General features: G+C 55.5%; 24 protein-coding genes. 4 read left to right on the forward strand and 20 right to left on the reverse strand.

What is annotated here, in order from left to right; genetic code table 11:
- The first annotated feature begins 70 nt into the window (after positions 1 to 70).
- Entirely contained in the window at positions 71 to 838 is a 768-nt protein-coding gene (locus IEX96_RS11460; RefSeq protein ID WP_150005647.1) for an Hpt domain-containing protein, read from the forward strand.
- Positions 839 to 1077: 239 nt separating this feature from the next.
- The gene (locus tag IEX96_RS11465; RefSeq protein WP_229773703.1) at positions 1078 to 1905 is read left to right on the forward strand and encodes an ion channel; all 828 of its coding nucleotides are present in this window, start codon (positions 1078 to 1080) and stop codon (positions 1903 to 1905) included.
- A gap of 42 nt (positions 1906 to 1947) precedes the next feature.
- On the opposite strand, the gene IEX96_RS11470 is transcribed toward IEX96_RS11465, so the two are convergent.
- From IEX96_RS11470 to IEX96_RS11565, 20 genes are all read right to left on the reverse strand, one after another.
- Complete coding sequence (locus IEX96_RS11470; protein WP_150005648.1) at positions 1948 to 2286, reverse strand: hypothetical protein; 339 nt, start codon at positions 2284 to 2286, stop codon at positions 1948 to 1950.
- Between the two features lie 235 nt (positions 2287 to 2521).
- On the reverse strand, positions 2522 to 2854 hold the full coding sequence (gene grxD, locus IEX96_RS11475; protein WP_150005649.1) for a Grx4 family monothiol glutaredoxin: 333 nt from the start codon (positions 2852 to 2854) through the stop codon (positions 2522 to 2524).
- A gap of 90 nt (positions 2855 to 2944) precedes the next feature.
- Positions 2945 to 3181: a BolA family protein gene (locus tag IEX96_RS11480; RefSeq protein ID WP_150000547.1), complete on the reverse strand. Its 237-nt coding sequence runs from the start codon at positions 3179 to 3181 to the stop codon at positions 2945 to 2947.
- Between the two features lie 104 nt (positions 3182 to 3285).
- A complete protein-coding gene (gene purL / locus IEX96_RS11485) occupies positions 3286 to 5490 on the reverse strand; it encodes a phosphoribosylformylglycinamidine synthase subunit PurL (protein ID WP_188873955.1) in 2205 nt (734 codons plus the stop codon).
- Between the two features lie 31 nt (positions 5491 to 5521).
- The gene (gene purQ, locus IEX96_RS11490; RefSeq protein ID WP_150005650.1) at positions 5522 to 6217 is read right to left on the reverse strand and encodes a phosphoribosylformylglycinamidine synthase subunit PurQ; all 696 of its coding nucleotides are present in this window, start codon (positions 6215 to 6217) and stop codon (positions 5522 to 5524) included.
- Between the two features lie 19 nt (positions 6218 to 6236).
- Entirely contained in the window at positions 6237 to 6476 is a 240-nt protein-coding gene (purS, locus tag IEX96_RS11495) for a phosphoribosylformylglycinamidine synthase subunit PurS (RefSeq protein WP_150005651.1), read from the reverse strand.
- Positions 6477 to 6481: 5 nt separating this feature from the next.
- On the reverse strand, positions 6482 to 7258 hold the full coding sequence (purC, locus tag IEX96_RS11500) for a phosphoribosylaminoimidazolesuccinocarboxamide synthase (protein WP_150000543.1): 777 nt from the start codon (positions 7256 to 7258) through the stop codon (positions 6482 to 6484).
- Positions 7259 to 7400: 142 nt separating this feature from the next.
- Positions 7401 to 8195, reverse strand: coding sequence for a nucleotide-binding protein (locus IEX96_RS11505; protein WP_150005652.1), 795 nt, complete (start codon positions 8193 to 8195; stop codon positions 7401 to 7403).
- 1 nt (position 8196) lies between these two features.
- Positions 8197 to 9222, reverse strand: a complete 1026-nt coding sequence (locus IEX96_RS11510) for a flagellar biosynthesis protein FlhF (protein ID WP_150005653.1) — start codon at positions 9220 to 9222, stop codon at positions 8197 to 8199.
- A 42-nt stretch (positions 9223 to 9264) separates the two neighbouring features.
- Positions 9265 to 11385, reverse strand: a complete 2121-nt coding sequence (gene flhA / locus IEX96_RS11515; RefSeq protein WP_150005654.1) for a flagellar biosynthesis protein FlhA — start codon at positions 11383 to 11385, stop codon at positions 9265 to 9267.
- 37 nt (positions 11386 to 11422) lie between these two features.
- A complete protein-coding gene (gene flbD, locus IEX96_RS11520) occupies positions 11423 to 12790 on the reverse strand; it encodes a sigma-54-dependent transcriptional regulator FlbD (RefSeq protein WP_150000540.1) in 1368 nt (455 codons plus the stop codon).
- A gap of 52 nt (positions 12791 to 12842) precedes the next feature.
- Entirely contained in the window at positions 12843 to 13604 is a 762-nt protein-coding gene (locus IEX96_RS11525; RefSeq protein WP_150005655.1) for a motility protein A, read from the reverse strand.
- A gap of 5 nt (positions 13605 to 13609) precedes the next feature.
- Positions 13610 to 13966, reverse strand: a complete 357-nt coding sequence (fliN, locus tag IEX96_RS11530; protein WP_150000538.1) for a flagellar motor switch protein FliN — start codon at positions 13964 to 13966, stop codon at positions 13610 to 13612.
- 35 nt (positions 13967 to 14001) lie between these two features.
- Positions 14002 to 14640, reverse strand: coding sequence for a FliH/SctL family protein (locus IEX96_RS11535; protein WP_188873956.1), 639 nt, complete (start codon positions 14638 to 14640; stop codon positions 14002 to 14004).
- A 65-nt stretch (positions 14641 to 14705) separates the two neighbouring features.
- The gene (fliG, locus tag IEX96_RS11540; protein ID WP_150000536.1) at positions 14706 to 15722 is read right to left on the reverse strand and encodes a flagellar motor switch protein FliG; all 1017 of its coding nucleotides are present in this window, start codon (positions 15720 to 15722) and stop codon (positions 14706 to 14708) included.
- A 23-nt stretch (positions 15723 to 15745) separates the two neighbouring features.
- Positions 15746 to 17449, reverse strand: coding sequence for a flagellar basal-body MS-ring/collar protein FliF (gene fliF, locus IEX96_RS11545; protein WP_188873957.1), 1704 nt, complete (start codon positions 17447 to 17449; stop codon positions 15746 to 15748).
- Positions 17450 to 17707: 258 nt separating this feature from the next.
- A complete protein-coding gene (gene sciP / locus IEX96_RS11550) occupies positions 17708 to 17974 on the reverse strand; it encodes a CtrA inhibitor SciP (protein WP_188873958.1) in 267 nt (88 codons plus the stop codon).
- A gap of 214 nt (positions 17975 to 18188) precedes the next feature.
- Positions 18189 to 19559 carry a flagellar hook protein FlgE gene (locus IEX96_RS11555; protein WP_150005659.1) on the reverse strand — a complete coding sequence of 457 codons (1371 nt, stop codon included), beginning with the start codon at positions 19557 to 19559 and terminating at the stop codon, positions 18189 to 18191.
- Positions 19560 to 19728: 169 nt separating this feature from the next.
- The gene (locus tag IEX96_RS11560) at positions 19729 to 20379 is read right to left on the reverse strand and encodes a flagellar hook assembly protein FlgD (RefSeq protein WP_150005660.1); all 651 of its coding nucleotides are present in this window, start codon (positions 20377 to 20379) and stop codon (positions 19729 to 19731) included.
- A 22-nt stretch (positions 20380 to 20401) separates the two neighbouring features.
- Positions 20402 to 22456: a flagellar hook-length control protein FliK gene (locus tag IEX96_RS11565; protein WP_150005661.1), complete on the reverse strand. Its 2055-nt coding sequence runs from the start codon at positions 22454 to 22456 to the stop codon at positions 20402 to 20404.
- Positions 22457 to 22769: 313 nt separating this feature from the next.
- Between IEX96_RS11565 and mnmA the strand changes: the two genes are divergently transcribed.
- Positions 22770 to 23939 carry a tRNA 2-thiouridine(34) synthase MnmA gene (gene mnmA, locus IEX96_RS11570; RefSeq protein WP_373293766.1) on the forward strand — a complete coding sequence of 390 codons (1170 nt, stop codon included), beginning with the start codon at positions 22770 to 22772 and terminating at the stop codon, positions 23937 to 23939.
- Between the two features lie 229 nt (positions 23940 to 24168).
- On the forward strand, positions 24169 to 24687 hold the full coding sequence (locus tag IEX96_RS11575) for a hypothetical protein (protein ID WP_188873959.1): 519 nt from the start codon (positions 24169 to 24171) through the stop codon (positions 24685 to 24687).
- Positions 24688 to 24714: the final 27 nt, after the last annotated feature.

A 24714-nucleotide genomic window follows, 5' to 3' on the forward strand; every position in this document is an offset into this window, starting at 1 on the left:
TTTTTGACCCTTTGCTTCTATTCTCGGCTTTGGTTTCGTGACCGGCTTTGTACAGGAGTTAGATGACCTTATGACTTTGGACCTTCCCAGCCTTGAAGAGGCGGCGCAAGAAGCGCTGGATGCCATCGAGGATCGCTGCACACAAATGACATCCCTTATAAAGGATGTGCAGCACAAACGGCTTGAAGAGGCAACGGTACGTGCGGTGCTGCGCCAGCATGCCCATTCCATCAAGGGATTGGCGGCCAGCATTGGTGTGAACATGATCAAGGTTCTTGCCCACCGTTTTGAAGATTATCTGGAAAGTGCCAATCATCTGGAAGGTCGGGTTCTGGATGAATGTCAGGTGTTCATTGACCGGATCAGTGAGGCTTTGGAAGGCAATCTCAATGCCACGCCGCAGCAGATTGCGGCGTTCTGTCGCCGTTTGCCTGCGAAAGGATCGTTCGAGGTCGAGGATGTGGAAGTCCGTGATGTCGAACTGATGCTGGTGATGACCGAAGGGGCGGCGACACATTTTGTAACCAGAGAGCTGGCGGAATGTGGCTATCGGATCGTCAATGTGCGCTCCACGGTGGATGCGCTGGCATTGGCGGCGCAAATGCGGCCCGATCTGGTGATCGTCTCCAATTATATGCCAGAGCTTACGGGGATTGATTTTGCCTGTGCGCTTAGCGTTATGCCATCGACAAAAGGGATTCCCGTGGCGCTTTTGACCAGTGAAAAGCGCGGCCATCCCAAGCTGGATGGCTTGCCCGATACGGTTCCCATCGTGTCAAAATCCGCCCGTTTTGCCGATGATGTGGCGGATGTCTTTTCAAGCCTTGGTATTCTTTGATCGAGTACCGGAAGCCATGAAATATGTGCCTGCTCGAAGAGTTATCTTGGGGCGGGCACTTTGCTGTCTGGCAAGCCTCTCATCGGGGCGCCTTTTGTTTACAGGCCTTCTTCCTGCATCTCACCCTTTCCAAGATCATCACAAGCGTGCATTTAATGGGGCCTGACTCTGGATGCGTCACATGGGGGGGCGAAATCCGGGATGGATCAGGGCTGGTGTGACAGCAATGAGGCCCATGGATGAAAGGATGTCCGATGGAGCAAGAGGCTGAAAAGGAAGACGCTGTAGAGCCGCTGCAGAATCTGGAGGCCTGGTTGCGCAGCTGGTATTATGGGGAAACAGAGGCCGCCCAGCGCTTTCGCTTCACGCTATTGGGCTTTGATATCCTGACCATCGGTTTTTTTCTGGCCACCTCCATGATGCAGCCACAGCCCTGGATGCGCTTGATTGGCTATGGTGTCGCCGTTGTTTTGAGCCTTGATTATATTGCCCGGCTGATTATTGCCAATCGTGCATGGCGAGCGGCTTTGCGCATTGTATCCATGGCCGATCTGATTGTGATCGTGTCTTTGGTCGCGCCGATCATTATCGAGAATTTGGCTTTCATGCGGGTTCTCAGAATGTTGCGATTGCTGCGTTCTTATCATTTGCTGAAAGAACTGCGAAAGGAAGCCTTGTGGTTTCGCCGCAATGAAGATCTGATCGAATCGGCCATCAACTTGTTTGTCTTTTTGTTTGTGACCGCCGCCGTTGTTTATGTGGTGGAGGTGGGCCGCAATGAGGGAATCCGCACCTATATCGATGCGCTTTATTTTACCGTGGCAACGCTGACCACCACAGGATTTGGCGATATCACTCTGGAGGGGGCGTGGGGGCGGTTTTTATCCGTGTTGATCATGGTGTTTGGCGTGGCGTTGTTTTTGCGCTTGGTGCAAACCATTTTCCGGCCCGGCAAGGTCAATTATCCCTGCCCGAATTGCGGGCTGAGCAAGCATGATCCCGATGCGGTGCATTGCAAGCATTGCGGGGAGGTGCTGAAGATCCCGACCTTGGGTTATGTGGATTGAAGGGGGCGGGGCTGCCGCCCTCTTCACATTATTCCGGTTATTTTAAAGAATCGGCGCATGATCGGGGCAAGAGGCCGATAGGCGCAGGCCATAAAGATCAGGGCCGCTTTCTGTGCGCAAACGCCGCCAGCTATGTGCGGAAACAATCACACATTGCCGATCGCGCAATGACTGCATCATCCGATCCATTTCCGCCGCTGCTGCTCCGCGTGTGGGGGCGGGCTGTTCGATGGTGATGCGGGTTTCCCCCATTTCGATTCCGTTGCTGCTCTCTTTGTAGGCCATATGGCGCTCATAGCCGTTTTCATCCACCGAAATGGAACAGGCCGATAGGGCAAACGCAGAAAGGATAAGGGCAAGAACAGGGGCAGCTTTTGTCACGGTCGTCTCCATTTGGCATATTCTGAATATATGAAATAGCAATATATACTTATTCGATATGTATCAAGATGATATTTTTGCCGACGATCATTTGATGCCGGCCTTTGCTCCAAAGGCGCTAAGGGCGCAAAAATCAGCCCGCTGGATCATCTGTCCGGCGGGCTGATGGGGATAGTCGTGCTTGATAGAACAGGATTTTAAGGGGGGCTGGGGCCGTTTCCCTTTGATCGAAGGGTCAGGCTTTGGCGGTGATGCCTTTTTCTTCCAGCAATTCGCTCAATTCGCCATTTTCGAACATCTCACGGATGATGTCACAGCCGCCGACAAATTCACCCTTCACATAAAGCTGGGGAATGGTCGGCCAATCGGAAAATTCCTTGATCCCCTGACGCAATTCCTGATCGGAGAGCACGTCATAGGATTTGAACGGAACCCCTATATGCGACAGAATCTGGACCACGACAGAGGAAAATCCGCATTGCGGGAAAACCGGTGTGCCTTTCATGAACAGCACAACATCGTCGGCTTTCACATCATTGGCAATGCGGTCATGGGTGGTTTCGGTCATTATCGGACTCCATTCATAGGGTGGCATTGCACCGGATATGTGAAGCTGGACCGTTTTTGTCCAGTCTTGATTTTTCGATTGTCTTGCTCGTTATTCTTTCGGGGCCGATGTTTGTAACGCCAAAGCATGAAGAACACCGCCCATACGGCCTTGCAAGGCGTTATAGACCATCTGGTGCTGTTTGACGCGCGGCAATCCTCTAAAGCCTTCATAAACCACATGGGCTGCATAATGATCGCCATCGCCGCGCAAATCCTGAATGTCAACGCTGGCGCCGGGCAGGGCGTCTTTGATCATTGTTTCGATCTCGTTTGCGCTCATGGCCATGGGGAGATTTCCTCTTATTATAAAAACAGTCCACTCCCTCTATCTAATGAGAGTGGCACTATGTCTCAAGCGCTTTAGGGATATGGCCCGATGCGTGCGGTCTTTTAAAGGTCGGCACGGGCCATGAATTGGGGCATCCAGCCTTCATGGGCCTTACGCAAATCATCAAGAGGCACATCCAGAACATCCGCAATGTGAATGGACGATCCGCCCGTTTCCCCCAAATCCACCGCATCAATCCCGGCTTTTTCGGCCAAGGCCAGAATTTCTGCGAGGTTGTCCTTTGAGACGGCCAGCAAATACCGCGCCTGATCCTCGCCAAACAGGGCGGCATGGGCGGGCAAGGAAAGCGGGGCGAGATCGATGCGTGCTCCCATATTTCCGGCCAGCGCCATTTCGCAAAGGGAGGCGGCCAAACCGCCGCTGGACAGATCATGCACCGCATCCAGAAGGCCGGCTTCGATCTGGGATCGCACGAAATCGCCATTTTTACGTTCGGCAACCAGATCCACCGGCGGCGGCGTGCCATCTTCGCGGCCCAGACAGTCCATCATATATAGCGAACTGCCCAGATGGCCTTTTGTCTCGCCAATCAGGATCAGGCGGTCGCCTGTGCGGCGAAAGGCCAATCCTGCCATGCGCTGGGCGTTTTTCAACAGCCCCACACCACCGATGGCGGGCGTTGGCAAGATACCGGTGCCGTTGGTTTCATTATATAAAGACACATTGCCCGATACCACGGGATAGTCCAAAGCGTGGCAGGCTTCGGCCATGCCCTCGATGGCGCCAACGAACTGCCCCATGATCTGCGGCCGTTCGGGATTGCCGAAATTCAGACAATCGGTGATGGCAAGGGGGGTGGCGCCCACAGCGGTTAGATTGCGCCAGGTTTCTGCTACGGCCTGCTTGCCCCCTTCTTTCGGGTCGGCGGCCACATAGCGGGGGGTGCAGTCGGTGGAAATAGCCAGTGCCTTTTGGGTGCCATGCACCCGCACCACAGCGGCATCGCCGCCGGGCCGCTGGATGGTATCGGCCATGACCATATGGTCATATTGTTCCCATATCCACCGGCGCGACGATAGATTGGGCCCGCCCATCAATTGCAGCAAAGCCGCGCCATAATCATCGGGTCGGGCCACTTGATCGGGGCTAAGGGGGGCACGCCGGCTGGGCTGGACATGTGGGCGGTCATAAATGGGCGCATCATCGGTCAGGCTGGGCACGGGGATATCGGCAACGAGGTCCCCTTCGAATGTCAGGCTGAGATTGCCGCTGTCGGTGATCTGGCCGATCACCGCAAAATCCAGTTCCCATTTGCGGAAGATGGCCTGCGCCTCGGCCTCATGCCCCGGCTTTAGAACCATCAACATGCGTTCCTGGCTTTCCGACAGCATCATTTCATAGGGCTGCATGCCGTCTTCACGGCAGGGGACCTTCGACAGGTCCAGCGCAAAGCCCACGCCGCCTTTCGAGGCCATTTCCACAGAAGACGAGGTAAGCCCTGCGGCCCCCATATCCTGAATGGCGATGATGGCATCGGTGCTCATCAATTCAAGGCAGGCTTCGATCAGCCGTTTTTCCGTGAACGGATCGCCCACCTGCACCGTGGGGCGTTTTTCTTCCGTATCTTCGCTGAATTCCGTTGAGGCCATGGTGGCGCCGTGAATACCGTCGCGCCCGGTTCTGGACCCCACATAGACCACCGAATTTCCGATGCCTGCCGCCGCAGAATAGAAGATTTTGTCAATTTCGGCGACACCCACCGTCATGGCATTGACCAGAATATTGCCATTATAGCTGGGGTGGAAATCGGTTTCACCGCCCACAGTGGGCACACCCACGCAATTACCATAGCCGCCAATACCCGCCACCACGCCCGATAATAAATGCCGGGTTTTAAGATGTTCGGGCGCACCAAAGCGCAGGGCATTCATATTGGCCACCGGGCGCGCGCCCATGGTGAACACATCGCGCAATATGCCGCCAACACCGGTGGCAGCCCCCTGATAAGGTTCGATGAAGCTGGGGTGATTGTGACTTTCCATTTTGAAAATGGCGGCCTGCCCATCGCCGATATCCACGACGCCGGCATTTTCTCCCGGTCCGCAGATCACCCAAGGGGCTTTGGTCGGCAGTTTTTTGAGATGCAGGCGGGACGATTTATAGGAACAATGCTCGGACCACATCACCGAATAGATGCCCAGTTCCAAAAGATTTGGGGCGCGTCCCAATACCCGCTCGATACGGGCATATTCTTCTTCGTTCAGGCCGTGCTCCTGGATGATGGCAGGGGTGATAACATCAGACATAAGCGCGAGGGTCCATAAATCAAAAGGCAGATCAAAGAGTGGCGAGCATCGACAAGGCGCTTTCAAACAGCGGACGGCCATCGGTGCCGCCATGCGCGGATTCTATCATCCGTTCGGGATGGGGCATCATCCCCAGAATGGTGCGGCTTTCGTTCAACACACCGGCGATATTGCCCACCGATCCGTTGATATTGGCCTGGGGGGTCACCTCACCGGATTTGGTGCAATAGCGCCATGCAATGCGGTCTTCATCGTCCAGCCGCTTTTGTTGGTCGGGATCGACGAAATAATTGCCATCATGATGGGCGACCGGCATATGCACCACCGAGCCGGTGCGATATCCGCCGGTAAAAACGCTTTGGCTGGTTTCCACGCGCAAAGGCACGTCGCGGCAGATAAAATGAAGCCCGGCATTGCGCATCAGCGCCCCGGGCAAAAGACCAATTTCCGTAAGGATCTGGAAGCCATTGCATATCCCCAGAATCGGCACGCCGCGTTTGCCGGCGCGGATGATTTCCGGGATAATGCCCGACCGTGCGGCAATGGCCCCGCACCGCAAATAATCGCCATAAGAAAACCCGCCGGGCAATGCGATGAAATCCACGTCTCCCAACGTAGTTTCACTATGCCAAACAGCAATGGGAGCGCGTCCCGTGACCGATTTGATGGCCACAGCCATATCACGATCACAATTGGAGCCGGGAAAGGTGATCAGGGCGGCTTTCATGGCAAGGCTCCTTCGGGAATTAGTCCAGATCGATGGAAAAGCGTTCGATCACTGTGTTGGCGAGCAATTTCCGGCACATATCTTCAACATCGGCGCGGGCTTTTTCCCGGTCCGTTTCTTGAAGGTCCAGCTCGATATATTTGCCTTGGCGCACATCATCGACACCGGAAAACCCCAAACTGTCCAGCGCATGATGAATGGCTTTGCCCTGCGGGTCCAAAACCCCTGATTTGAGCGTGATATGAACGCGCGCCTTCATCTGGTTCATCCTTTTCGTTTTTTACGGTTTTCGCCTTCTGCAATGTCGCGGATATCGGCGCTGGGCAAGACGCCCATGCGTCGGGCCACTTCCTGATAAGCCTCGATCTCGCCGCCCAAATCCCGGCGAAAGCGGTCTTTATCCAGCTTTTCGTTGGTTTTCATATCCCAAAGGCGGCAGCCATCGGGGCTGATTTCATCGGCAAGAATGATCTGGACATGCTCTTCGGTGTAGAAGCGTCCGAATTCCAGCTTGAAATCCACCAGCTTGATGCCGATTCCGGTGAACAATCCGCTCAGGAAATCATTGATGCGCAAGGCCATATGGATGATTTCATCCATTTCGAAATCCTGCGCCCAGCCAAAGGCGGTGATATGTTCTTCGCCCACCATCGGATCGCCCAGCGCATCATCTTTATAATAATATTCGACAATGGCACGGGGGAGGGGCGTGCCTTCTTCCAGCCCAAGCCGTTTGCAGATGGACCCGGCGGCGATATTGCGGATCACCACTTCAACGGGAATGATTTCCACGGCGCGCACAAGCTGTTCACGCATGGAGAGGCTGCGCACAAAATGTGTGGGAATACCGATGGTGGCCAGTTGGGTGAACACATATTCTGAAATACGGTTGTTCAGAACCCCTTTGCCCTGCAAGGTGGCCCGCTTTTGTGCATTGAATGCGGTTGCGTCGTCTTTGAAATACTGGATCAGGGTTCCCGGATCGGGGCCTTCATACAGAATTTTGGCCTTGCCTTCATAGATTTTGTTGCGACGCGACATAACGGCTCCTGTCCGGCCCGCCCATGACGGCATGAACGAGTGCGCATCCCATCCGGATTAAAGAGGGGACGCGGCCCTTATTGAGAATCGCGCGGACAATAGCCCATGCCCTGCCCGCGTACAATTGCGCATTTGCATTTGTTTATTGGGCAGGGGTGGGGCTGACCAGCAAGCGCACAATTTCATCAATGCCATTGGCGGCATCTGTTTGCGGATGGCGTACCAAAAGCGGCACTTGATGGCGAATGGCATCGCGTACTTTGGTATCAAAGCGCACAATGGCCGCCAGCGGCGGATTGGTTTTCAAAAAAGTTTGGCACACCTTGCGGATGGCTTCATAGGTGCGTTCTCCTTCGCGCTTGTTGGTGGCTTGATTGACCACCACGCGGATATCCGCTTCCGGCGCGCGCTGCACTGTCAGTTTGATAAAGGCATAGGCATCGGTGAGAGAGGTGGGGTCGGGGCTCATGACCGTCAGGATCAGGCCCTTATGGCGCGACAGGATGGTGACAGACGGATCGATGCCAGCTGCCAGATCAAGGATGACGTGATCATAATCGGCGGCAATGGCGATCAAGCCGGCCCGCAAGGATAACAGCGTTTCGCGAGTAAGATTGCCCAAGGCGCCGGAGCCGGATTTGCCCGCCAAAACATGATAACAGCCGCGACCAAAATCTTCTTCGCCATAAACGGTGATCGCCTCGGCAATGCTACGGGTGCCATTGATCACATCGCCAATATCGCGCTCGGGCGTCAGCCCAAGCTGGATATCCACATTGGCCAATCCCAGATCGCCATCGAACAACAGCACACGGCGGCCAGAGCGGGCAAGAACATGCGCAAGGGTGGTGGACAGCCAGGTCTTTCCAACCCCGCCCTTACCCGATGCAACGGTGATCAGTTTTCGTTCCAGATGGTCTTTGGATATGGGCGTCATCTCAACTCATCCGCTCTTTTGCGCGTTTACGGGAAAGGGCCGTGGGCAGGGTGGCAAACAATCGCGCCAGCATCAAAGGTGCCGGCGTTTCCAAGGGTTCGGCCACAAAGGGGCTACGGCTAAGACCGGCCAGCGCCAAACGACCGCCGCGGGCAATGGTCAACAGGCTGGCATAGCGCCGCGCCCCGTCAAGGCGGGTGGCAATGAAGCGCCGTGCCCCCATTTGGGCAAAAATTTCACCGATATCGGCGCTTTCCGCAGGATCAAGGCCCGCAGGCAACACCAGAACCGGCTCCGCATCGGCGGCTTTCAACAAGCGCACCAGACGTTCCAGCTCATCCATGGAATAAGGATTGACGCCGCAGCTGTCGATCAAGGTCAATTCGGCGGGGCGATCCCGCTCGATCGTGGTTACAAGATCTTCGGCGGTTTGCGCCGTGCCGATATCCAGATCCATCAATTTGGCATAATGATCCAGTTGGTGCACGCCGCCGGATTTCACCATATCGGTGGTGATCAGTTTCACGGAATGGCCATGGACCCGCGCTTCCGCCGCCAATTTCGCTGCCGATACGGTTTTTCCGGCCCCCGGTGGCCCCACCAGCATGATGGGGCGCGGCAGAGAAAGCCCCAAGGGCGAAAAGCCGATCAGGCTGTCAAAAGCATGGGCCAGCGCATCGGCCAAAGAGGCGGCATCGAAGCTTTTTGCGGCATCCATCACCCGTTCCGCCAAATCATAAGGCAGGCCATGATGGCCGATGATGGCCTTCAGATCCGCTATATCGAATTCCGGGGTGATAAAAGACGGGCCGCGCTGATTGTCTTCCGTGGCGGGTGCGGGCCGGGTTTGCGGCGTCGTGACTTCGCGTGGCGGTGATTGATCGCCATCCACCGCGGCTGTCACGCGCACGCCGCCGCCTGTGGAGCTTTGCTCGACAGAGATGATGATGGCGTCCGGTCCCATGGCCTCGCGGACCTCGGCCATGACCTCTTTCATCGATTTGGCGCTGAATGATTTAAGACGCATGAACGTCCCTGTTCCTTATTTCTTCAATGCGTTTATGCGGCTTTATACCTGCCCCAAAGTGCGGATCTTCGCCTTTGGATGAATTTCACTTTGCGATAAAACGGTGGTGGCCGGGCGAACCCGTTCAATGATGGATCGTACATAAGGGCGAATGCCCGGACTTGTCAGCAAAACGGGTGTTTCTCCCCGCTGCGCCATTTTGTCATAAGCCTCTCTCAGATCGTTCATAAACTCTTGCAGTGCCGAAGGGGCCATGGCCAATTGACGTTCTTCCCCTTGGCCCACCAAGGATTCAGCATAGGCTTGCTCCCATTTCGGCGAGAGGGTCAAGAGTGGAATGAAGCCATTGTCTCCGGTATGGGAAGAAGACAATTGCCGGGCAAGGCGAGAGCGCACATGTTCGGTGATGAGGACGATATTTTGCGTGCCACCCGCCGTTTCGGCAATGCCTTCCAGAATGGTCGGCAGATCGCGGATAGACACCCGTTCGCTGAGCAAGGCTTGAAGAACCCGCTGGATAGTGGACACACTGACCATATTGGGCACCAGATCATTGACCAGCTTTTGCTGGGCGCTGGGCAGATCATCCAAAAGCTTTTGCGTTTCTGCATAGGATAGCAGATCAGGCATATTGTCTTTGATAACTTCGGTCAGATGGGTGGTCACCACGGTGGCCGCATCCACCACCGTATGGCCACGGAAGGACGCCTCTTCGCGCATGCTTTCTTCAACCCAGGTGGCGGGCAGTCCAAAGGCCGGTTCGGTTGTGCGTTCGCCGGGCATGTTTACAGGCTCGCCGCGCGGGTCCATCACCAGCAAAAAGCCGGGGCGTACTTCGCCGCGTGCCGCTTCGGTTTCCTTGATACGCAGGGAATAGCTGTTGGTGGGAAGCTGCATATTGTCCAGAATACGCACCGATGGCATCACAAAACCCATTTCACTAGCCATCTGGCGACGCAGGGCCTTGATCTGGTCTGTCAGCCGATATCCGCTGTTTTCATTAATTAATTGCAGCAATCCATAGCCCAGTTCCAGCCGCACCATATCAATGGCCAGTGCCGATGAAATGGGCTCTTCTTTTGGCTTTTCGGCTTTGCTTTCTTGCGCCTGCGTCAAATCCGTCTGTTCTTTTGCCACACGGGTTTTGCGGTCGATGGCAAAGGTGACATAGCCCAGACCGCCGCCCAAAAGGGCAAAGGGCAAAAAGGGAAGGCCGGGCATCAAGCCCAGCAAAACCAGCAAGGCTGCGGAAATGCCCAAAGCCTTGGGATAGGCGGTAAGCTGCTCTGTCAGGGCCTTGTCGGTAGAGCCTTCGGCCTTGGCCTTGGTCACCAGCATACCGGCGGCCACAGAAACGATCAGGGCGGGGATCTGGCTCACAAGACCATCGCCCACCGTTAGCACTGTATAGCGGTTGACGGCATCGGTGAACGACATGTCGTTGATGGCAATGCCCACCACCATGCCGCCAATCACATTGATGAAGGTAATCAGCAAGCCGGCGATGGCATCGCCGCGCACAAATTTCGCCGCCCCGTCCATGGAGCCGAAAAAGCCGCTTTCGTCTTCCAGTTCCTTGCGCCGGGCCTTGGCATCGGTTTCATTGATCAGGCCCGCCGACAGGTCAGCATCGATGGCCATTTGCTTGCCGGGCATGGCATCAAGGGAAAAACGCGCCGCCACTTCGGCGATGCGCCCCGAGCCTTTGGTAATCACCACGAAATTGACGATCACCAGAATGGCGAAAACGATCACGCCAATGACCACCGTGCCGCCCATCAAAAATTCGCCAAATGCCTGGATCACATGGCCCGCGGCATCGGTGCCTTCATGGCCTTTGGCCAATATCAACCGCGTCGAGGCCAGATTGAGCGACAGCCGCAACATGGTCGCGATCAGCAAAATGGTCGGGAAGGAGGAAAGCTGAAGCGGTTTTTCAATGAACAGGCTGGTCATCAAAACCATCACGGAAAAGGTGATGGAGGTGGCCAATGCAAAATCCAGCAGCCAAGACGGCATGGGCAGGATCAGCATCAAAATGATGCCCATAACCCCTACGGCCATGGCTACATCGGTGCCCCGCGCCGCCCCAAACAGAGAGCGCAAGCTGGCGGAGGCGCTGGCGGCTCCCTTGTCCGGTGATTTTGTGACGGCGTCACTCATGGATGGTGATCCCGATTTTTAAAACAGATTGGGGCGGTCAAAACGCGGCCCGCGCGCCTTCACCGGGCGCCGGTACCGGTACACCATCGGACTGATATTGATTGAGCTTGTTGCGCAAGGTGCGGATGGAAATGCCCAGAATATTGGCGGCATGGGTGCGGTTGCCCAGGCAATGCTTCAAGGTATCAATAATCAGATCCCGTTCCACATCGGCCACTGTGCGGCCCACCAAAGGCGCACCGCCCGTTGCGATCATCTCGCCGTCATTTTGCTGTGGCTGTTCTGCCGCCGCGGTCATCTGCGGACGGGTGCCATCGGGCAGGGAGATTGCTTCGGGGCCGATTTCATCGCCGCTGGCCAATAACACCGCGCGATGCAGGGTGTTTTCCAATTCGCGCACATTGCCTTTCCAGCTATAGGCGCGCAGCAAGGTCCGTGCGCCATCGGATAGCGGGCGGAACGGAATGGCATTCACATCGGAATATTTGCGGGCAAAATAATCTGCCAGTGCTTCAATATCTGCGGGCCGTTCGCGCAAGGGCGGCACCCGAAGATTGACCACATTGAGCCGGAACAGCAAATCTTCGCGGAAGGTACCTTTTTTCACTTCCTCGGCCAAATCGCGGTTCGATGTGGCGATGATGCGGATATTCACTTTGACCGGACGGGCGCCACCGACCCGGTCGATTTCCCGTTCCTGAATGGCGCGTAACAGCTTGGCTTGCAGGCGGATGTCCATTTCCGACACTTCGTCCAGCAAAAGCGTTCCGCCATCGGCTTCTTCAAATTTACCGATGCGCCGGGCAACCGCTCCGGTGAAGGCCCCTTTTTCATGGCCGAACAGTTCCGATTCCAAAAGATTTTCCGGAATGGCGGCGCAATTGACCGAAACGAAGGTTTGTTTGGCACGATTGGATTTGCGGTGCACAAGGCGGGCAAACACTTCTTTACCGGTGCCGGATTCTCCGGTGATCAGGATGCTGGCTTCTGACGGGGCGACCTGTTCGGCCAGTTGCACCACTTGCCGTGTCACCGCATCGCGCACGATGAAGGTATCGTTTTCATCGGCCACGGCTTCCAAAACGGCCGCGATCAATTCCGCATCGGGGGGCAAGGGGATATATTCCTTGGCGCCATCGCGGATGGCCTGGGCTGCCGCGCGGGCCTCGGTGCCGATACCGCAAGCGACGATGGGGATGGAGAAATGCTCGCTTTTAAGCTGCGCGGCAATGGCCTTGATATCCAAAGCAACATCCACCATCAACAGATCCGCCCCACGGCTTCGCAGGGTTTCAAGGGCGGTTTGTGCATCGGTTGCATGGGTGACGCGGGCTCCATTTTTCACGGCAATGGCCGAGGCATTCCCCAATTGGCCATCCAGTTTTCCCACGATCAGCAAGCGCATAGTCTGTCTCCTGTCCCTTGCCGCCAAAACCGGGCGGTCGGACGATTGGTCGTTATTTGAAGTACATGATTTTGTTCGAGGGCGGCAAAACGGTGTTGATCAGCATTTCCAGCCGACGCGGATTTTCCTTGCGGCTGATAGAGGTGGCCCCCATGGCATAAACGGTATTGAGCAACGTCTCGTCCGATGCGATGCGCTCTGCTTTGGCGGCCAAGGGGATGAACACCAGATGGGCCATGATCGCCCCGTAAAGGGTGGTGAGCAACGCCACGGCCATGGCCGGCCCAATGGAGCTGGGATCATCCAGCGAGCCAAGCATCTGCACAAGGCCGATCAAGGTGCCGATCAGGCCCATGGCCGGGGCCACTTCGCCCGCGCGGCGCAACACTTCGATGGAGCGCAGATAGCGATTGGCCACCGAATGGCTTTCCCGTTGCAAAATCGCTTCGGCTTCTTCCGCCGTGGAGCCATCAAGGATCAACTGGCAGGCATTGGCGAGAAAGGGTGTGTCGTCCATGGAGGGCAGAATTTTTTTCAGCACGATCATGCCATCTTTGCGTGCCCGTTCCGCCAGCTTCAAAACTGTCAGGGCCGCCAATGTCGGATCGCGCTGCGGTTCTGTGATCAGCCGCCATAGCGTACGCGGCATATCGGCCAGTTCGCGACTGGAAAAGCTGATGGCCGTAACCGCCATGGTGCCCAATAAAACGATCAGGATTCCCGCCCCGTTGATAAAGGCCGCAGGGGCCCCGCCCAGTGCTATAGCAGCACCAAGCAGACCAAAAGCGGACAGCAGCGCGATCAGGGCGGACATGGGCGTTACGTCCTTTCTGTCTTGATGATTTCGGTCATGGTGACGCCCAGATGGTCTTCCACCAAAACCACTTCGCCGCGGGCCACCAAGCGGTTGTTCACATAAATATCGATGGCTTCACCGATTTTCCGGTCCAGTTCCAGAACGGCACCGGGGGCCAGTTTCAAAAGCTGGCTCACTTCCAGATTGGCGCGGCCCAAAACGGCCTGAACGCGCACCGGCACATCGAACACCGGTTCCAGATCATGGGCGCTCCGTTGTTCCTGATCGTCATCGACACTGCCGCGCGGATTGTCCGATTGCAGATCATCAAGGGGAACCCCCTGAGCCGTTGTGCCATTTTCGTCTTCTAAACCGGCCATGTGCTGTCCTCTGTACGGCTTGTCATTGTTTGAAATTACGGGGCCGATGGATCGGGGGCGTCAGGATTTTCATAGGGCGAGAGAAATTTCTGTACCGCTTCGCCAATCTGTTTCTCAAGGGACTTCATATCCCGTTCCGCGCCGCCATCGGGCCATTCCACGCGACAGTCCTGCACCCCTAAATCCGGATCGGCCAACAAGATCACCTGACCGGCAAAGCCTCCTGTAAGCTTCAATGCGTCAAGGCGGCTCTGGATGGGGTCCAGCAGGCTTTCATGCACCCGCACCACAATGCGCGGTTCGCGGCGGCATCCATCCATACAGTCCGCCACCAGCGCTTCAATTTCCGAAAGCGGATGGGTGCGCATCAAAGACGGGGCCAATGTCATGGCAATGGCGTGGGCCAGTTTGGCTGCCTGCGCTTCCAGCGATTGTTCAATCTGGCGGGTTTGCTTGGCCATTTCGGCACAAGACGCCAAAATGCGGTCAAGAGTTTGCGCGATCCTGGCTTCCAGTTCGCCAAGCGCTTGTGTGCGCCCTGCGGCCATGCCTTCCCGGCGGCCTTCTTCACGCGCCTCGCCGATCTGGCGGCGCAAGGCATCCAGTTCTTCTTGAACGGCATCGGCCCGGCTGTCGCCAAAGCTGGTGTCAAAATTGTATTTTACCGGTGCCACATTAGCCTCATTCCCGATTTCACACGGTCTCTTTCATCCTTATGGAAGAAGGATGATATGTTGTTTTAATAGATGAGTTCGTCTTCGCCCTTGCTGTCGGTCAGCATGATTTCGCCTTCTTCCGCCAGATCCTTGGCCTTGTTGACCATGGTCATTTGCGCTTCATCCACATCGCGCAGACGCACAGGTCCCATGGCTTCCATATCTTCGCGCAAGATTTTTGCAGCGCGTTCCGACATGTTGGAAAAGAACAGATCGCGCAGGGTGTCGGATGCCCCTTTCAGCGCCAAAGCCAGCTTGCCCTTGTCCACATTGCGCAGCAGGGTTTGCACCCCGCCGGGATCGAGCTTTGCCAGATCTTCAAAGGTGAACATCAAGGCGCGGATGCGTTCGGCACTTTCCCGGTTACGATCTTCCAAAGCCGTCAGAAAGCGGGTTTCGGAATTGCGGTCGAGGAAATTGAAAATCTCCGCAATGGTTTCATGGCTGTCGCGGCGGCTGGTGCGCGCCAGATTGTTCATGAATTCGATACGCAGGGTTTGTTCCACTTTGTCGATGATGTCTTTTTGCACCGCTTCCATGCGCAGCATCCGCATCACCACTTCCATGGAGAAATCTTCGGGCAGAACCGACAGAACCCGCGCCGCATGTTCAGGTTTGATCTTGTTCAGAACCACCGCAACCGTTTGGGGATATTCGTTCTTCAGATAGGACGCGAGAACCATCTCGTTCACATTGCCCAGCTTGTCCCACATGGTGCGACCGGCAGGACCGCGAATTTCCTCCATGATGGTGCTGACCCGGTCACCGGGAAGGATCTTGGCCAGCAGCCGTTCGGTGGTATCGAAAGACCCGTTGAGAGAGCCGACGCCTGTGACTTCACCGGAAAAGCCGCTGAATAAAGTTTCCACGGTTTGGGCGCTCACCTGTCCAAGATTGGACATGGCAACGGACAATTCGCGCACTTCTTCTTCGCTCAACATTTCCCAGATCGGCTTGCCATAGTCATCCCCGATGGCAAGCATGAACGCCGCAGCTTTTTCCGGGCCGGACATTTTGGAAAGTTCTTTATCGTCAGACATGATGATGCGCGGTCCTTGAAAATTTATTGTTTCGCATAAAGCCAGCTACGAATGATCGCGGCGGCTTCTTCAGGGTGGGAGCGCACGATTTCCCCAACCTTCTTGATGCTGGAATCCTTCAAGCGGTTATCCACACCGGCCACATCGATCTCAGTGTTGGCAGGCGGGGGCAAGGTCCCTTGAGAACGAGCCAGATTAAGCTGCTCAATGGCTTGGGGGTCGCCCTGGGCTGCGGCATTTTCCAGTTCAGAGGTGATCCGGTAGCTTTGCGGCCCTGCCAAGGCCATATGTGCTTGCGCGCCTTCAAGTTGTGCTTGATTGGCCGTTGATGCATCGGGAATGGCCTGGATCAGCCGGTTCACCAAGGGGCGCACCACCAGCAGAAGAACCAGCAAAGACACAATGCCCAAGAGCAGCATTTCCAACAGATTATAAAGATCGTCTTTGTTCAGGCCCAATAGCGAGAAGGGCTCGGCTGCATCGGTGCCTTGCACCTCTTCCTGGACAAAAGGCAGATTGACCACTTCCACCACATCGCCGCGATTGGCATCATATCCGATGGCCGAGCGCACAAGAGTGGCCAATTGCTCGATTTGGGCCGCAGAGCGTTCCTGATAGACGCGGGTGCCATCGTCGTTTTCGGCATAGGTCCCATCCACCACCACAGCCACGGTCAGGCGCTTGATATCGCCACTTTCCTTGACCCGTGTGCGCACCGTGCGGGAAATCTCGAAATTGACCGTTTCATCCACTTTATCGGAGCGGTTGAGGGATGTTGCTTCTGCATTGTCCGCATCTCCGGCATCGGGAAGATTGTTGCCCACGCTGACATTGGCCGGGTCGCGGTCCTGATCCAGATTGCTTTCTTCGATGGTGCGGGTGGATCGGGCCACCTGGCTATCGGGATCATAGGATTCTTCATTGGTGGTTTCAGAGCTTAATTCCAGCTCAACGGCCACTTGTGTTCGGACCCGACCCACGCCAACGGTTTCTTCTAAAAGCGATTCAACGCGGGTGCGCAGTTGCTCTTCCATGCGGCGGCGCTTGTCATCAAGGCTGGAGGCCATGCCGGGCATGGCCATGCCTTCACCACTGCGGGCGAGCAGGGTGCCGTTTTGATCGACAATGGAGATATTGGAGGGGCTTAAGCCGGGCACCGCCGCCGCCACAAGTGATTGAACCGCCGCTACCTGATTTTGCCCTAAAGTGTTGCGGGTGCGTAAAACGATGGAGGCCGTGGGCTCGCGTTTTTCGCGAGAGAAAAGGGCGCGTTCCGGCATAACGATATGCACCCGCGCAGAATCGACAGAGCGGATTTCACGGATGGTGCGGGAAAGCTCTCCTTCGATGGCGCGTACCAGATTGATATTTTGTACAAAACTGGTGGTGCCCAATCCATCGGAGCGGTCGAAAATTTCATAGCCCATGATGTCGCCGCCCAGGCCTTGCCCTGCCAGCGATACGCGCAGTTCATTCACCTGGTTTGCGGGGGCCATTATGGTGCGGCCACCATCGGCCACGCGATATGGAATATTCTGGGCTTTCAACTGTTCGACAATCTGGCCGCTTTCCGACATGTCGAGATTGCTGAACAGCAATGTCATGTCCGGTTCGGACAGCCGCAAGGATATGAACAGGAAAAATCCGATGAGGGCGGCCCCGACAGCGCCCATTCCAATCAGGCGTGTGGCACCAAAACTGGCCAGCAATTGTATCAAGCGATTCACAGGCACCCCACCAAATTGACATATCGGTGCCGCTGCGACACCGTTTAACGTAGCGACGATAGGGGGATGACGGTAAAGAGCAGGTTAATAATAGGCATTTTTTGCCCAGTTAGGGCCGAAATTTTAAAGGCCCTAAACAAGAAAATAAGTGAATCGAGGCGCCTTTGCAAAAGGGCAGGCGGCGGTGCCTGCCCCGAAAAATGGCGGAAAGACGGGTGGTTAAGGTTGTGGAGACGAAATGGTTATGCCGCTCTTGATCTAATTTGTCAGAGGCTCTTCACGATATTGTTGGGCGCGGGTTACGCGCAGGCCGGGCAGGCCATTGCGGTCAATGGCCCGTTGCCATGAAAGAAATTCTTCCACGGATAAGGAATAGCGCCGGCAGGCATCTTCAAGGGTAATAAGCCCCCCTCTGACAGCCGCCACAACTTCCGCTTTCCGGCGGATTACCCAGCGTTTGGTGTTTTTTGGGGGAAGGTCGTCGAGCGTTAAAGGCTCGCCTGTCGGTCCGATTACTTGCCTCACATCTTCATTCCTTGGTCTGCGCCCTGGATTGCGCACATTGCCGATTGGGAAAAACGAGATTAGCGCAAGGCCGTTTAAAAAAGCGCTAAAGGGGAAAGTTAATGACGCGACAATATGGGTTAACGGCAGGTCGATAATCGTTCCAATTTATATGAAAAAGGGCGGGGAAACGATCTCCCCGCCCTTCAAAATAGAAGACTTGCCGTAAAATCTGCTAGATCCGGACCAGTTCTTCCAGAACTTCATCCGCCGCGGAAATAATCCGGGTCGATGCCGAAAAGGATCGTTGTGTGACGATCAAATCAGCAAATTCTTCGGCCAGATCCACCGTAGAGGCTTCTAAAGTAGAGGGCGCAATGGTGCCGGCGCCACCGGTTCCGGGTAAGACCACCGAGAAATTCCCCGAATTGTCGGAAACCCCGAAAGCATTGCCTTGAAGCCGGGTCAGCCCATCGGGATTGGGGAATGTCGCCACCGGAAGCTGGAACACATCGCGGGACAGGCCATTATCAAACAGGGCCGTGACCACGCCATCTTCCGAAATATTGGTGCCGATCACATTGCCAAACACCGCACCATTCACATTGGACGAAATAAGGGTCGATGTGCTGTCGAACTGGGTGATGCCATCATTGTCGCCTGCACGGCCAAAGTTGAAGGTGACCGTTTCGGTGGAAGCCCCACCCGCGAAATTAAGATTGGCTGTTGGGGAAATTTGTTGCCCGTTGGCCGGGTTGATCAGCACAGCGTTCGGGAATTCCTGATTGAAGCTGGTCAAAGACCCATCGGAATTGAAATTGATCTCGCCCGACATGACCAGGCCTGGCGGTGTTTCTGCCACATTGATTGCCGTGGGGTCTTGCGCAAAAATTTCAAAACGGAAGGTATTGGTGCCGGTTTTGACCGCTGCCAAAGTAAGGCCCTGACTGCTCCCTTGAGAGTCGAACACGGTAATGGTTTGTGCAAAATCCGGGGGAATGGTGCCGTCCGCCAGATCGCCCTGGGCCACCACGCCGCCCACACCGGAGCCGCCGGTCGTGGTCGCTGTCAGTGACGATTGAAGATTGGCGCGCAAGCTGACATTCGAGGTGGCTTCCGCCGTCCCTGTAAGGCCACTGACATTAATCGGTTCAAGGGTGCTCAGATCACCGATATTGGTGGGAATATTGCCCTGTGAATCAATGGGAAAGCCGAGAAGAAAATTTCCCGCCGTATTTTTGAGAAAGCCAGCGGAATCCGGTGTAAAGTTCCCGGCGCGGGTAAATTGAATTTCTCCATCCGGCGAATTGGCAGAAGGCGCTGCGCGGACGACGAAAAAGCCCGCGCCATCAACCCCCAAATCGGTTTGCGATGCGGTGGAACGCAACAAGCCTTGCTCGCTGATCAATGTTTGTGCCCGTGCAGCCACGCCGCCCGGTGAAAAGCGCGTTGTGGATTGGGTTTCGGTCACAAGGGTGGTGAAGCGGCTGCGGGTTTCTTTATAGCCCACTGTGTTCACATTGACGATATTATCGGAAATGATGCCGATGCCTTCAGTGAAAGCGGTCAAGCCTGATACGCCGGAAGACAATGCTGCAAAAGCCATGGTGCTCTCCTCTTTTATAAGGGGTAACGGGCTTGCCGTCCCTTATCTGTATTCGGCCCTAATGACCGGTTGAACCTTTTGAAAACAAAGGCTTCTGCCATGTTGGGCAACGATCTATGTGGCCCATTGGAAACGCGATTTTGCGTTCCTTGTAACTGAAACAGACTGTCTATGCTGCGACAGCGGCAATCTGGTGTAACGGGATTCGTTGCCCGCCAATGGTTAAAAGCGGTGTCAGGCCCGAGGTTTCCACCTCGTCTACGCGTGCCCTGACAAAGCTGTTGGTCTGGATGGCTTTGTTGTCCGCGTCTCTTGCGTCCACCCGAACAGAATATTGGCCCGCCGGGACGGGTGTTTCCCCATCAAAGGAGCTGAGATCAATGCGGTGGATACCGAAATTGGTTTCACCATCCTGCTCGAAGACCACATCGCCATCGGCATTGAGAATCTGGACCGTAACCTTGTCGGCGGTGACAGGAAGGTCATATTCAAACCCTAAAGGCGTGCTGCCATCATTGGTGATGGTATCGCCCGCGATGGTGACGGTTTTGCCCAGATAATTCACCGCCGCTGCGTTTTGGTTGAAAGCGGTAAGGGTAGAGAGATCCTGCAGATTTTCATTGGCCTGAATTTGCTGTTCCACACCGGCGAATGACACAAGCTGGCGGGTAAATTCATTGCTGTCCGTGGGTTCCAGCGGGTCCTGATTTTGCAATTGGGTGGTGAGCAGGGTGAGAAACGTGTCGAAATCCTGCGCAATACCATTGCTAACGGTTTCTGTCTGACCCGACAATCCGGCTGTGATGCTTGCTATATCCATGATCTGAATGTCCTAAAGCGTTTCAGACAACAATGTTCAGGCCATCATTGATGGCCAGGTTCATTTGAGTGTGTGGGTCGAAATCCGGGTCGTTATGGGCGAGGCCGAGATCGGTATTTTCAGGGGTTTGGCCCTGTTCTTGCCCGTGCCCGTGTTCGCCTGTGTCAAAGCCCGCAAAAGCGGCACCGGGATCTTTGCCACCCTGTTGATTGAACGAGAAATTCAGGCTGTTATTGTCGGTTTTCAGCCCTGCATCATTCAACAGGCGTTCCAGGGCGCGGCTATCCCGTTGCAGCATGTCATAAGCATCGCGGTTGTCGGCGGAAATGATCGCCTTCACGCCGCCATCCTTCATCAGATCCAGCTTTACTTCGATCTTGCCCAATTCTGGCGGGTCCATCCGGATGGTGAAACGGGTTTTGCCGTCCGATGCGGCTTTTGCGATGCCCATTGCCACTTGTGTCGCCGGGCTTTCGCTGTGTGTGCGGGCCAGGTGGCTGGCATTGTCTGTGCTGGCGCTACTGCCTTGCAAAGCCATGGTCCCGTCCGTTGGAACCCGCCCGCTTGCTTGGGCAGCCAAGGCTTCCAGACTGGACAAGGGGTTGATGGGCGCGTCGGCTGTGGTCACGGGATTGGCGGTGAGTGACGGGGACGTGTTTGCTGCGCGCGCGTCCGCTTGGGTAAGGAGCGTATCACCGCCTGCATCTTTGATGGCTTGCGAGAAGGCCGCAGGGTCATTGGCGGTTTGTCCCTGCGCGTGAGCCTGCGCTTGCCCCTGTGGAGGTGTCATGATTGCGGTTTGTGCGCTGCCTAAAGTTTGGCTGGCCTGATTTGCTTTTGAAGCACTGCGCGAAAAGACACCGACGCTGTTGATACTGGCATCCCCATCCAGCGCTTGCTTGACAGCCTTGTCGTCAACCCGCGCGCCACCTTCATTCAAGGCCGATGCGATAGCCGAAGGGGCGGAAGACGACATCAGGTCTTGTGTCAAAGACTGTGGATTCTGGGTGGTTTTGGCAAGGCTGTCCTTCACCGTCTCCGCTGTGGTGGCGGCGGCGGAAACGGGTGCCATTTCAGCCAGAATGGCGGGATCGGTGGTGGGGGCCGTGTTGACGGGAGCCTTTGTGGAAGGGGCCGCCATTTTCTGATCTATGGCAGTGGAGACCGATTGATCGGTCCCCGTGCCAAAGGCTTGATCGGCACCAACATTCAGGCTGGCCGCTTTTGTGGTTACGGATTGCGCTTGTGCGTCACCGGACTGGCCCGTGGCCTCATCGGCCGGGCCAGTGTTCGGGCCAGTATTAGGGCCAGTATTTGAGCCAGTATTTGAGCCAGCGTTCGGACCGGTCGCCGCAGCGGTTAGTATTGGCTGCTGCCCTGCCTGCCCAAGAGGGGCCGTGGCACCCGACGGTGCAGCGGTGTTCCTGCCTTGGGTGCGCAAACCGGCAGCGGCCATTATATCAGCTTTTTCAGCCAGATTGAGCGAGATATTCGGCGCGGCTGTGTTTTCGGCGGGAAGGCCGGTCTGGATGTTCCCGGCACTTGGGACCGTGCTGATATTTTGGACCAGAAGCGTGGGATCAGTTGCCACCACTGTATCCATATCGGGCGCATCGCCCTCTAAAGAAAGAGAAGCGCCAGACGATATGGTGGTCGTGGTTTGCCCAGAAGACAACAAGTCTGTGAGGCTCGCTGCTTGCGGATCAGGCGCATCATTGGTTTGGGCTGATGCGTCAAAATCAAGGCCGGGTTGAGGAGCAACCTCGGCTTCAGGTGCTGATGCAAGGACAGACGCGTTTTCCAAGGGCGTTATATTCGATGAAAGAACGGCGTCTTCGACCATATTGGTTATTTGTGTAGCCCCATTGGCAGGGGCTTGTCCGGCCAGAATGGTCTGCTGGCGCGCCAATAAAGAAGACTCTGTGGCCGGTGAAGCCTCCATGTTTGCGCTGCCAAAGGCCAGACTCAGTGCAGACGCAAAGCCTCCCGTCCCGCTTATGGAAAAGGGACCATTTGCAGAATCTCCTGCAAAGGGGGTGGGGCGGGTTTGTGCCAAACTGGGGTCAATAAAAGCCATTCTTTTGCGCTCTTCATTATGTCGCCACTACATATGTAAAGTGTTTCCACCCCATATGCGTTCTGTCGCCACCTCATATGCAAAGCGCGGGCCAGTTTTGGAAATCCGCTTAATTCATTGATTTTAAATATAAGTTTCTTCTCACCCTGCGCTGTATGTTTCCGCTTTCGCTGATGCACGGGTAAAGTCTGCCCATATGTTGGTCCCACCTTTGCCCACTGCCGTCGTCCATGCGGGGCGCTTTGTTTTTCCGCGTGTTGAGTTTCTCGGGATAATCCTTATATTGCCGCGGGTGAGCGCAATATTGGACAAATTGATCGCCGAGGCGGCCTCATGGACGCCTGGTAGCTGTAACAGCCTCGGTTTCGACCGAGCGCCGGGCGATACCCGTGTGGTGGTTGCCATGTCCGGTGGGGTGGACAGTTCTGTGACCGCGGCTCTATTGGCCCGGCAGGGCTATGAGGTGATCGGCATTACCTTGCAGCTTTATGATCACGGGCTGGCCGTTCAGAAAAAAGGGGCATGTTGCGCCGGGCAAGATATTCACGATGCCCGGACGGTTTCTGACTCTTTGGGCATCCCGCATTATGTTCTGGATTATGAAAGCCGCTTTTCCGAAGCGGTGATGGATGATTTTGCCGACAGCTATTTGCGCGGTGAAACGCCTATTCCCTGCATCCGCTGTAATGAACGGGTGAAATTTCGCGATTTGCTGCAAACAGCACGGGATTTGGGCGCCGATTGTCTGGCCACCGGCCATTATGTGCGTTCCATGCGGGATGGCGATCATTGGCAGATGTATAAAGCTGTCGATCAGCGCCGCGATCAAAGCTATTTCCTGTTTTCCACCACCCGCGAGCAACTGGATTTTTTGCGGTTCCCGCTGGGGGGACTTTTGAAGCCGGATGTGCGTGCTTTGGCGGAAGATTTTGGCCTGATCGTGGCCGACAAGCCCGACAGTCAGGACATTTGCTTTGTGCCTCAGGGCAATTATGCCAGCGTTATCGAGCGCTTGCGTCCCGGCGCGTGTGATCCCGGTGATATTGTTGATCTGAGTGGCCGTGTTTTGGGCCAGCATGACGGCATTGTGCATTATACCATTGGCCAGCGTCGGGGCATTGGTGTGGGCGGAACAGCGGACCCGCTTTATGTGATAAAGCTGGAACCGGAAGCCCGCCGGGTTGTTGTGGGGCCACGGTCTGCCTTGGAAACCGCCAGCTTTACCGTGCGTGAATTCAACTGGCTTGATGGCATGCTTGCCGCTGGCGAAGAACGGCCCGTCCAGGTGCGTATCCGCAATACCCAAGATCCCGTTGCCGCCTTGCTGCATCTTTCACCGGACCAAACAGCGCAGGTCAGCCTTTTGAAGCCGGAAACCGGCGTTTCACCGGGGCAGGCGGCTGTTTTTTATGAAGACGACAAGCTGTTGGGTGGCGGCTGGATTGATGGCACGAGAAGTGCCTATCAACGCCCGGCTGCTTAAAAACGCCCCAAGGCCCATTTTTCGGAAATTCTTTAAACAAAATTTACTCAAGAATGAGACGGTCCTTCTATGTGGATTTTCAGGGGGCGTCTTGATGCGTGTAAAGCAGGATCAGTCGGATAGATTGGCCTCATGGTCTGATACACACTCAGATATTTTTATTCCAAGATTGTTGCTTCGGCGCAGTCAATTTTCTCATCTTCTTGCCTTTGTGCCGATGATGGCGATCATGAGCATCATTGTGGCCTTTATGGTCACTTTTGTTCTGCGTGATCATGTCTCTGTATGGCTTCTTTCCCTCTGGATTTTGATGGTTGTGCTGCCTTCGCTCTATAGTTTGCGAAAAGCGCTTTCCATCCAGAAAAAACTCGACCTGAAAATGATGAAGGGCCGGTCTTTGCGGTCCTCTTTGGTCTTTACCCTATATATGGGGGCGATGTGGGGCTGCGTGGATCTTTTGTTCGTGGCGCCAGAAAACAGTTTCGGCCATACCTTCATGGCATTGGTGACAATGGGCCTGACCACCGGTGTTGTGGCCTCTCTCACCCCTTTGCCCATTCATTGCATCGGCTTTTCCATGCTGGCGCTGCCGCCGTCGATTGCCAGTCTTTTGGCGCAACCTTCCATGGAAAGCAAAGCGATCGGCTTTTTGCTCATCGCATTCGTACTGGCGCTGGGATATGTCGCCTTTCGCAATCATAGAACATTTCTAGGTTCAGGACTCATTAAAGCCACCAAATTACGATAGCAGCAATACAGATTGCAGAAAAAAATG

The sequence above is a fragment of the Iodidimonas muriae genome, assembly GCF_014647255.1.
GTDB lineage: Bacteria > Pseudomonadota > Alphaproteobacteria > Sphingomonadales > Rhodothalassiaceae > Iodidimonas > Iodidimonas muriae.

Coding starts and splice junctions, on each gene's coding strand:
- purQ (WP_150005650.1), bottom strand. CDS start 6,217: ATGAAAGCCGCCCTGATCACCTTTCCCGGCTCCAATTGTGATCGTGAT.
- purL (WP_188873955.1), bottom strand. CDS start 5,490: ATGTCTGATGTTATCACCCCTGCCATCATCCAGGAGCACGGCCTGAAC.
- fliN (WP_150000538.1), bottom strand. CDS start 13,966: ATGGCCGGTTTAGAAGACGAAAATGGCACAACGGCTCAGGGGGTTCCC.
- IEX96_RS11525 (WP_150005655.1), bottom strand. CDS start 13,604: ATGTCCGCCCTGATCGCGCTGCTGTCCGCTTTTGGTCTGCTTGGTGCT.
- flhA (WP_150005654.1), bottom strand. CDS start 11,385: ATGAGTGACGCCGTCACAAAATCACCGGACAAGGGAGCCGCCAGCGCC.
- IEX96_RS11505 (WP_150005652.1), bottom strand. CDS start 8,195: ATGACGCCCATATCCAAAGACCATCTGGAACGAAAACTGATCACCGTT.
- IEX96_RS11555 (WP_150005659.1), bottom strand. CDS start 19,559: ATGGCTTTTGCAGCATTGTCTTCCGGCGTATCAGGCTTGACCGCTTTC.
- IEX96_RS11480 (WP_150000547.1), bottom strand. CDS start 3,181: ATGGCCATGAGCGCAAACGAGATCGAAACAATGATCAAAGACGCCCTG.
- grxD (WP_150005649.1), bottom strand. CDS start 2,854: ATGACCGAAACCACCCATGACCGCATTGCCAATGATGTGAAAGCCGAC.
- IEX96_RS11565 (WP_150005661.1), bottom strand. CDS start 22,456: ATGGCTTTTATTGACCCCAGTTTGGCACAAACCCGCCCCACCCCCTTT.
- IEX96_RS11575 (WP_188873959.1), top strand. CDS start 24,169: ATGAGCATCATTGTGGCCTTTATGGTCACTTTTGTTCTGCGTGATCAT.
- IEX96_RS11465 (WP_229773703.1), top strand. CDS start 1,078: ATGAAAGGATGTCCGATGGAGCAAGAGGCTGAAAAGGAAGACGCTGTA.
- flbD (WP_150000540.1), bottom strand. CDS start 12,790: ATGCGCTTGCTGATCGTGGGAAAACTGGATGGCCAATTGGGGAATGCC.
- fliG (WP_150000536.1), bottom strand. CDS start 15,722: ATGTCTGACGATAAAGAACTTTCCAAAATGTCCGGCCCGGAAAAAGCT.
- IEX96_RS11460 (WP_150005647.1), top strand. CDS start 71: ATGACTTTGGACCTTCCCAGCCTTGAAGAGGCGGCGCAAGAAGCGCTG.
- IEX96_RS11560 (WP_150005660.1), bottom strand. CDS start 20,379: ATGGATATAGCAAGCATCACAGCCGGATTGTCGGGTCAGACAGAAACC.
- purC (WP_150000543.1), bottom strand. CDS start 7,258: ATGTCGCGTCGCAACAAAATCTATGAAGGCAAGGCCAAAATTCTGTAT.
- purS (WP_150005651.1), bottom strand. CDS start 6,476: ATGAAGGCGCGCGTTCATATCACGCTCAAATCAGGGGTTTTGGACCCG.
- IEX96_RS11510 (WP_150005653.1), bottom strand. CDS start 9,222: ATGCGTCTTAAATCATTCAGCGCCAAATCGATGAAAGAGGTCATGGCC.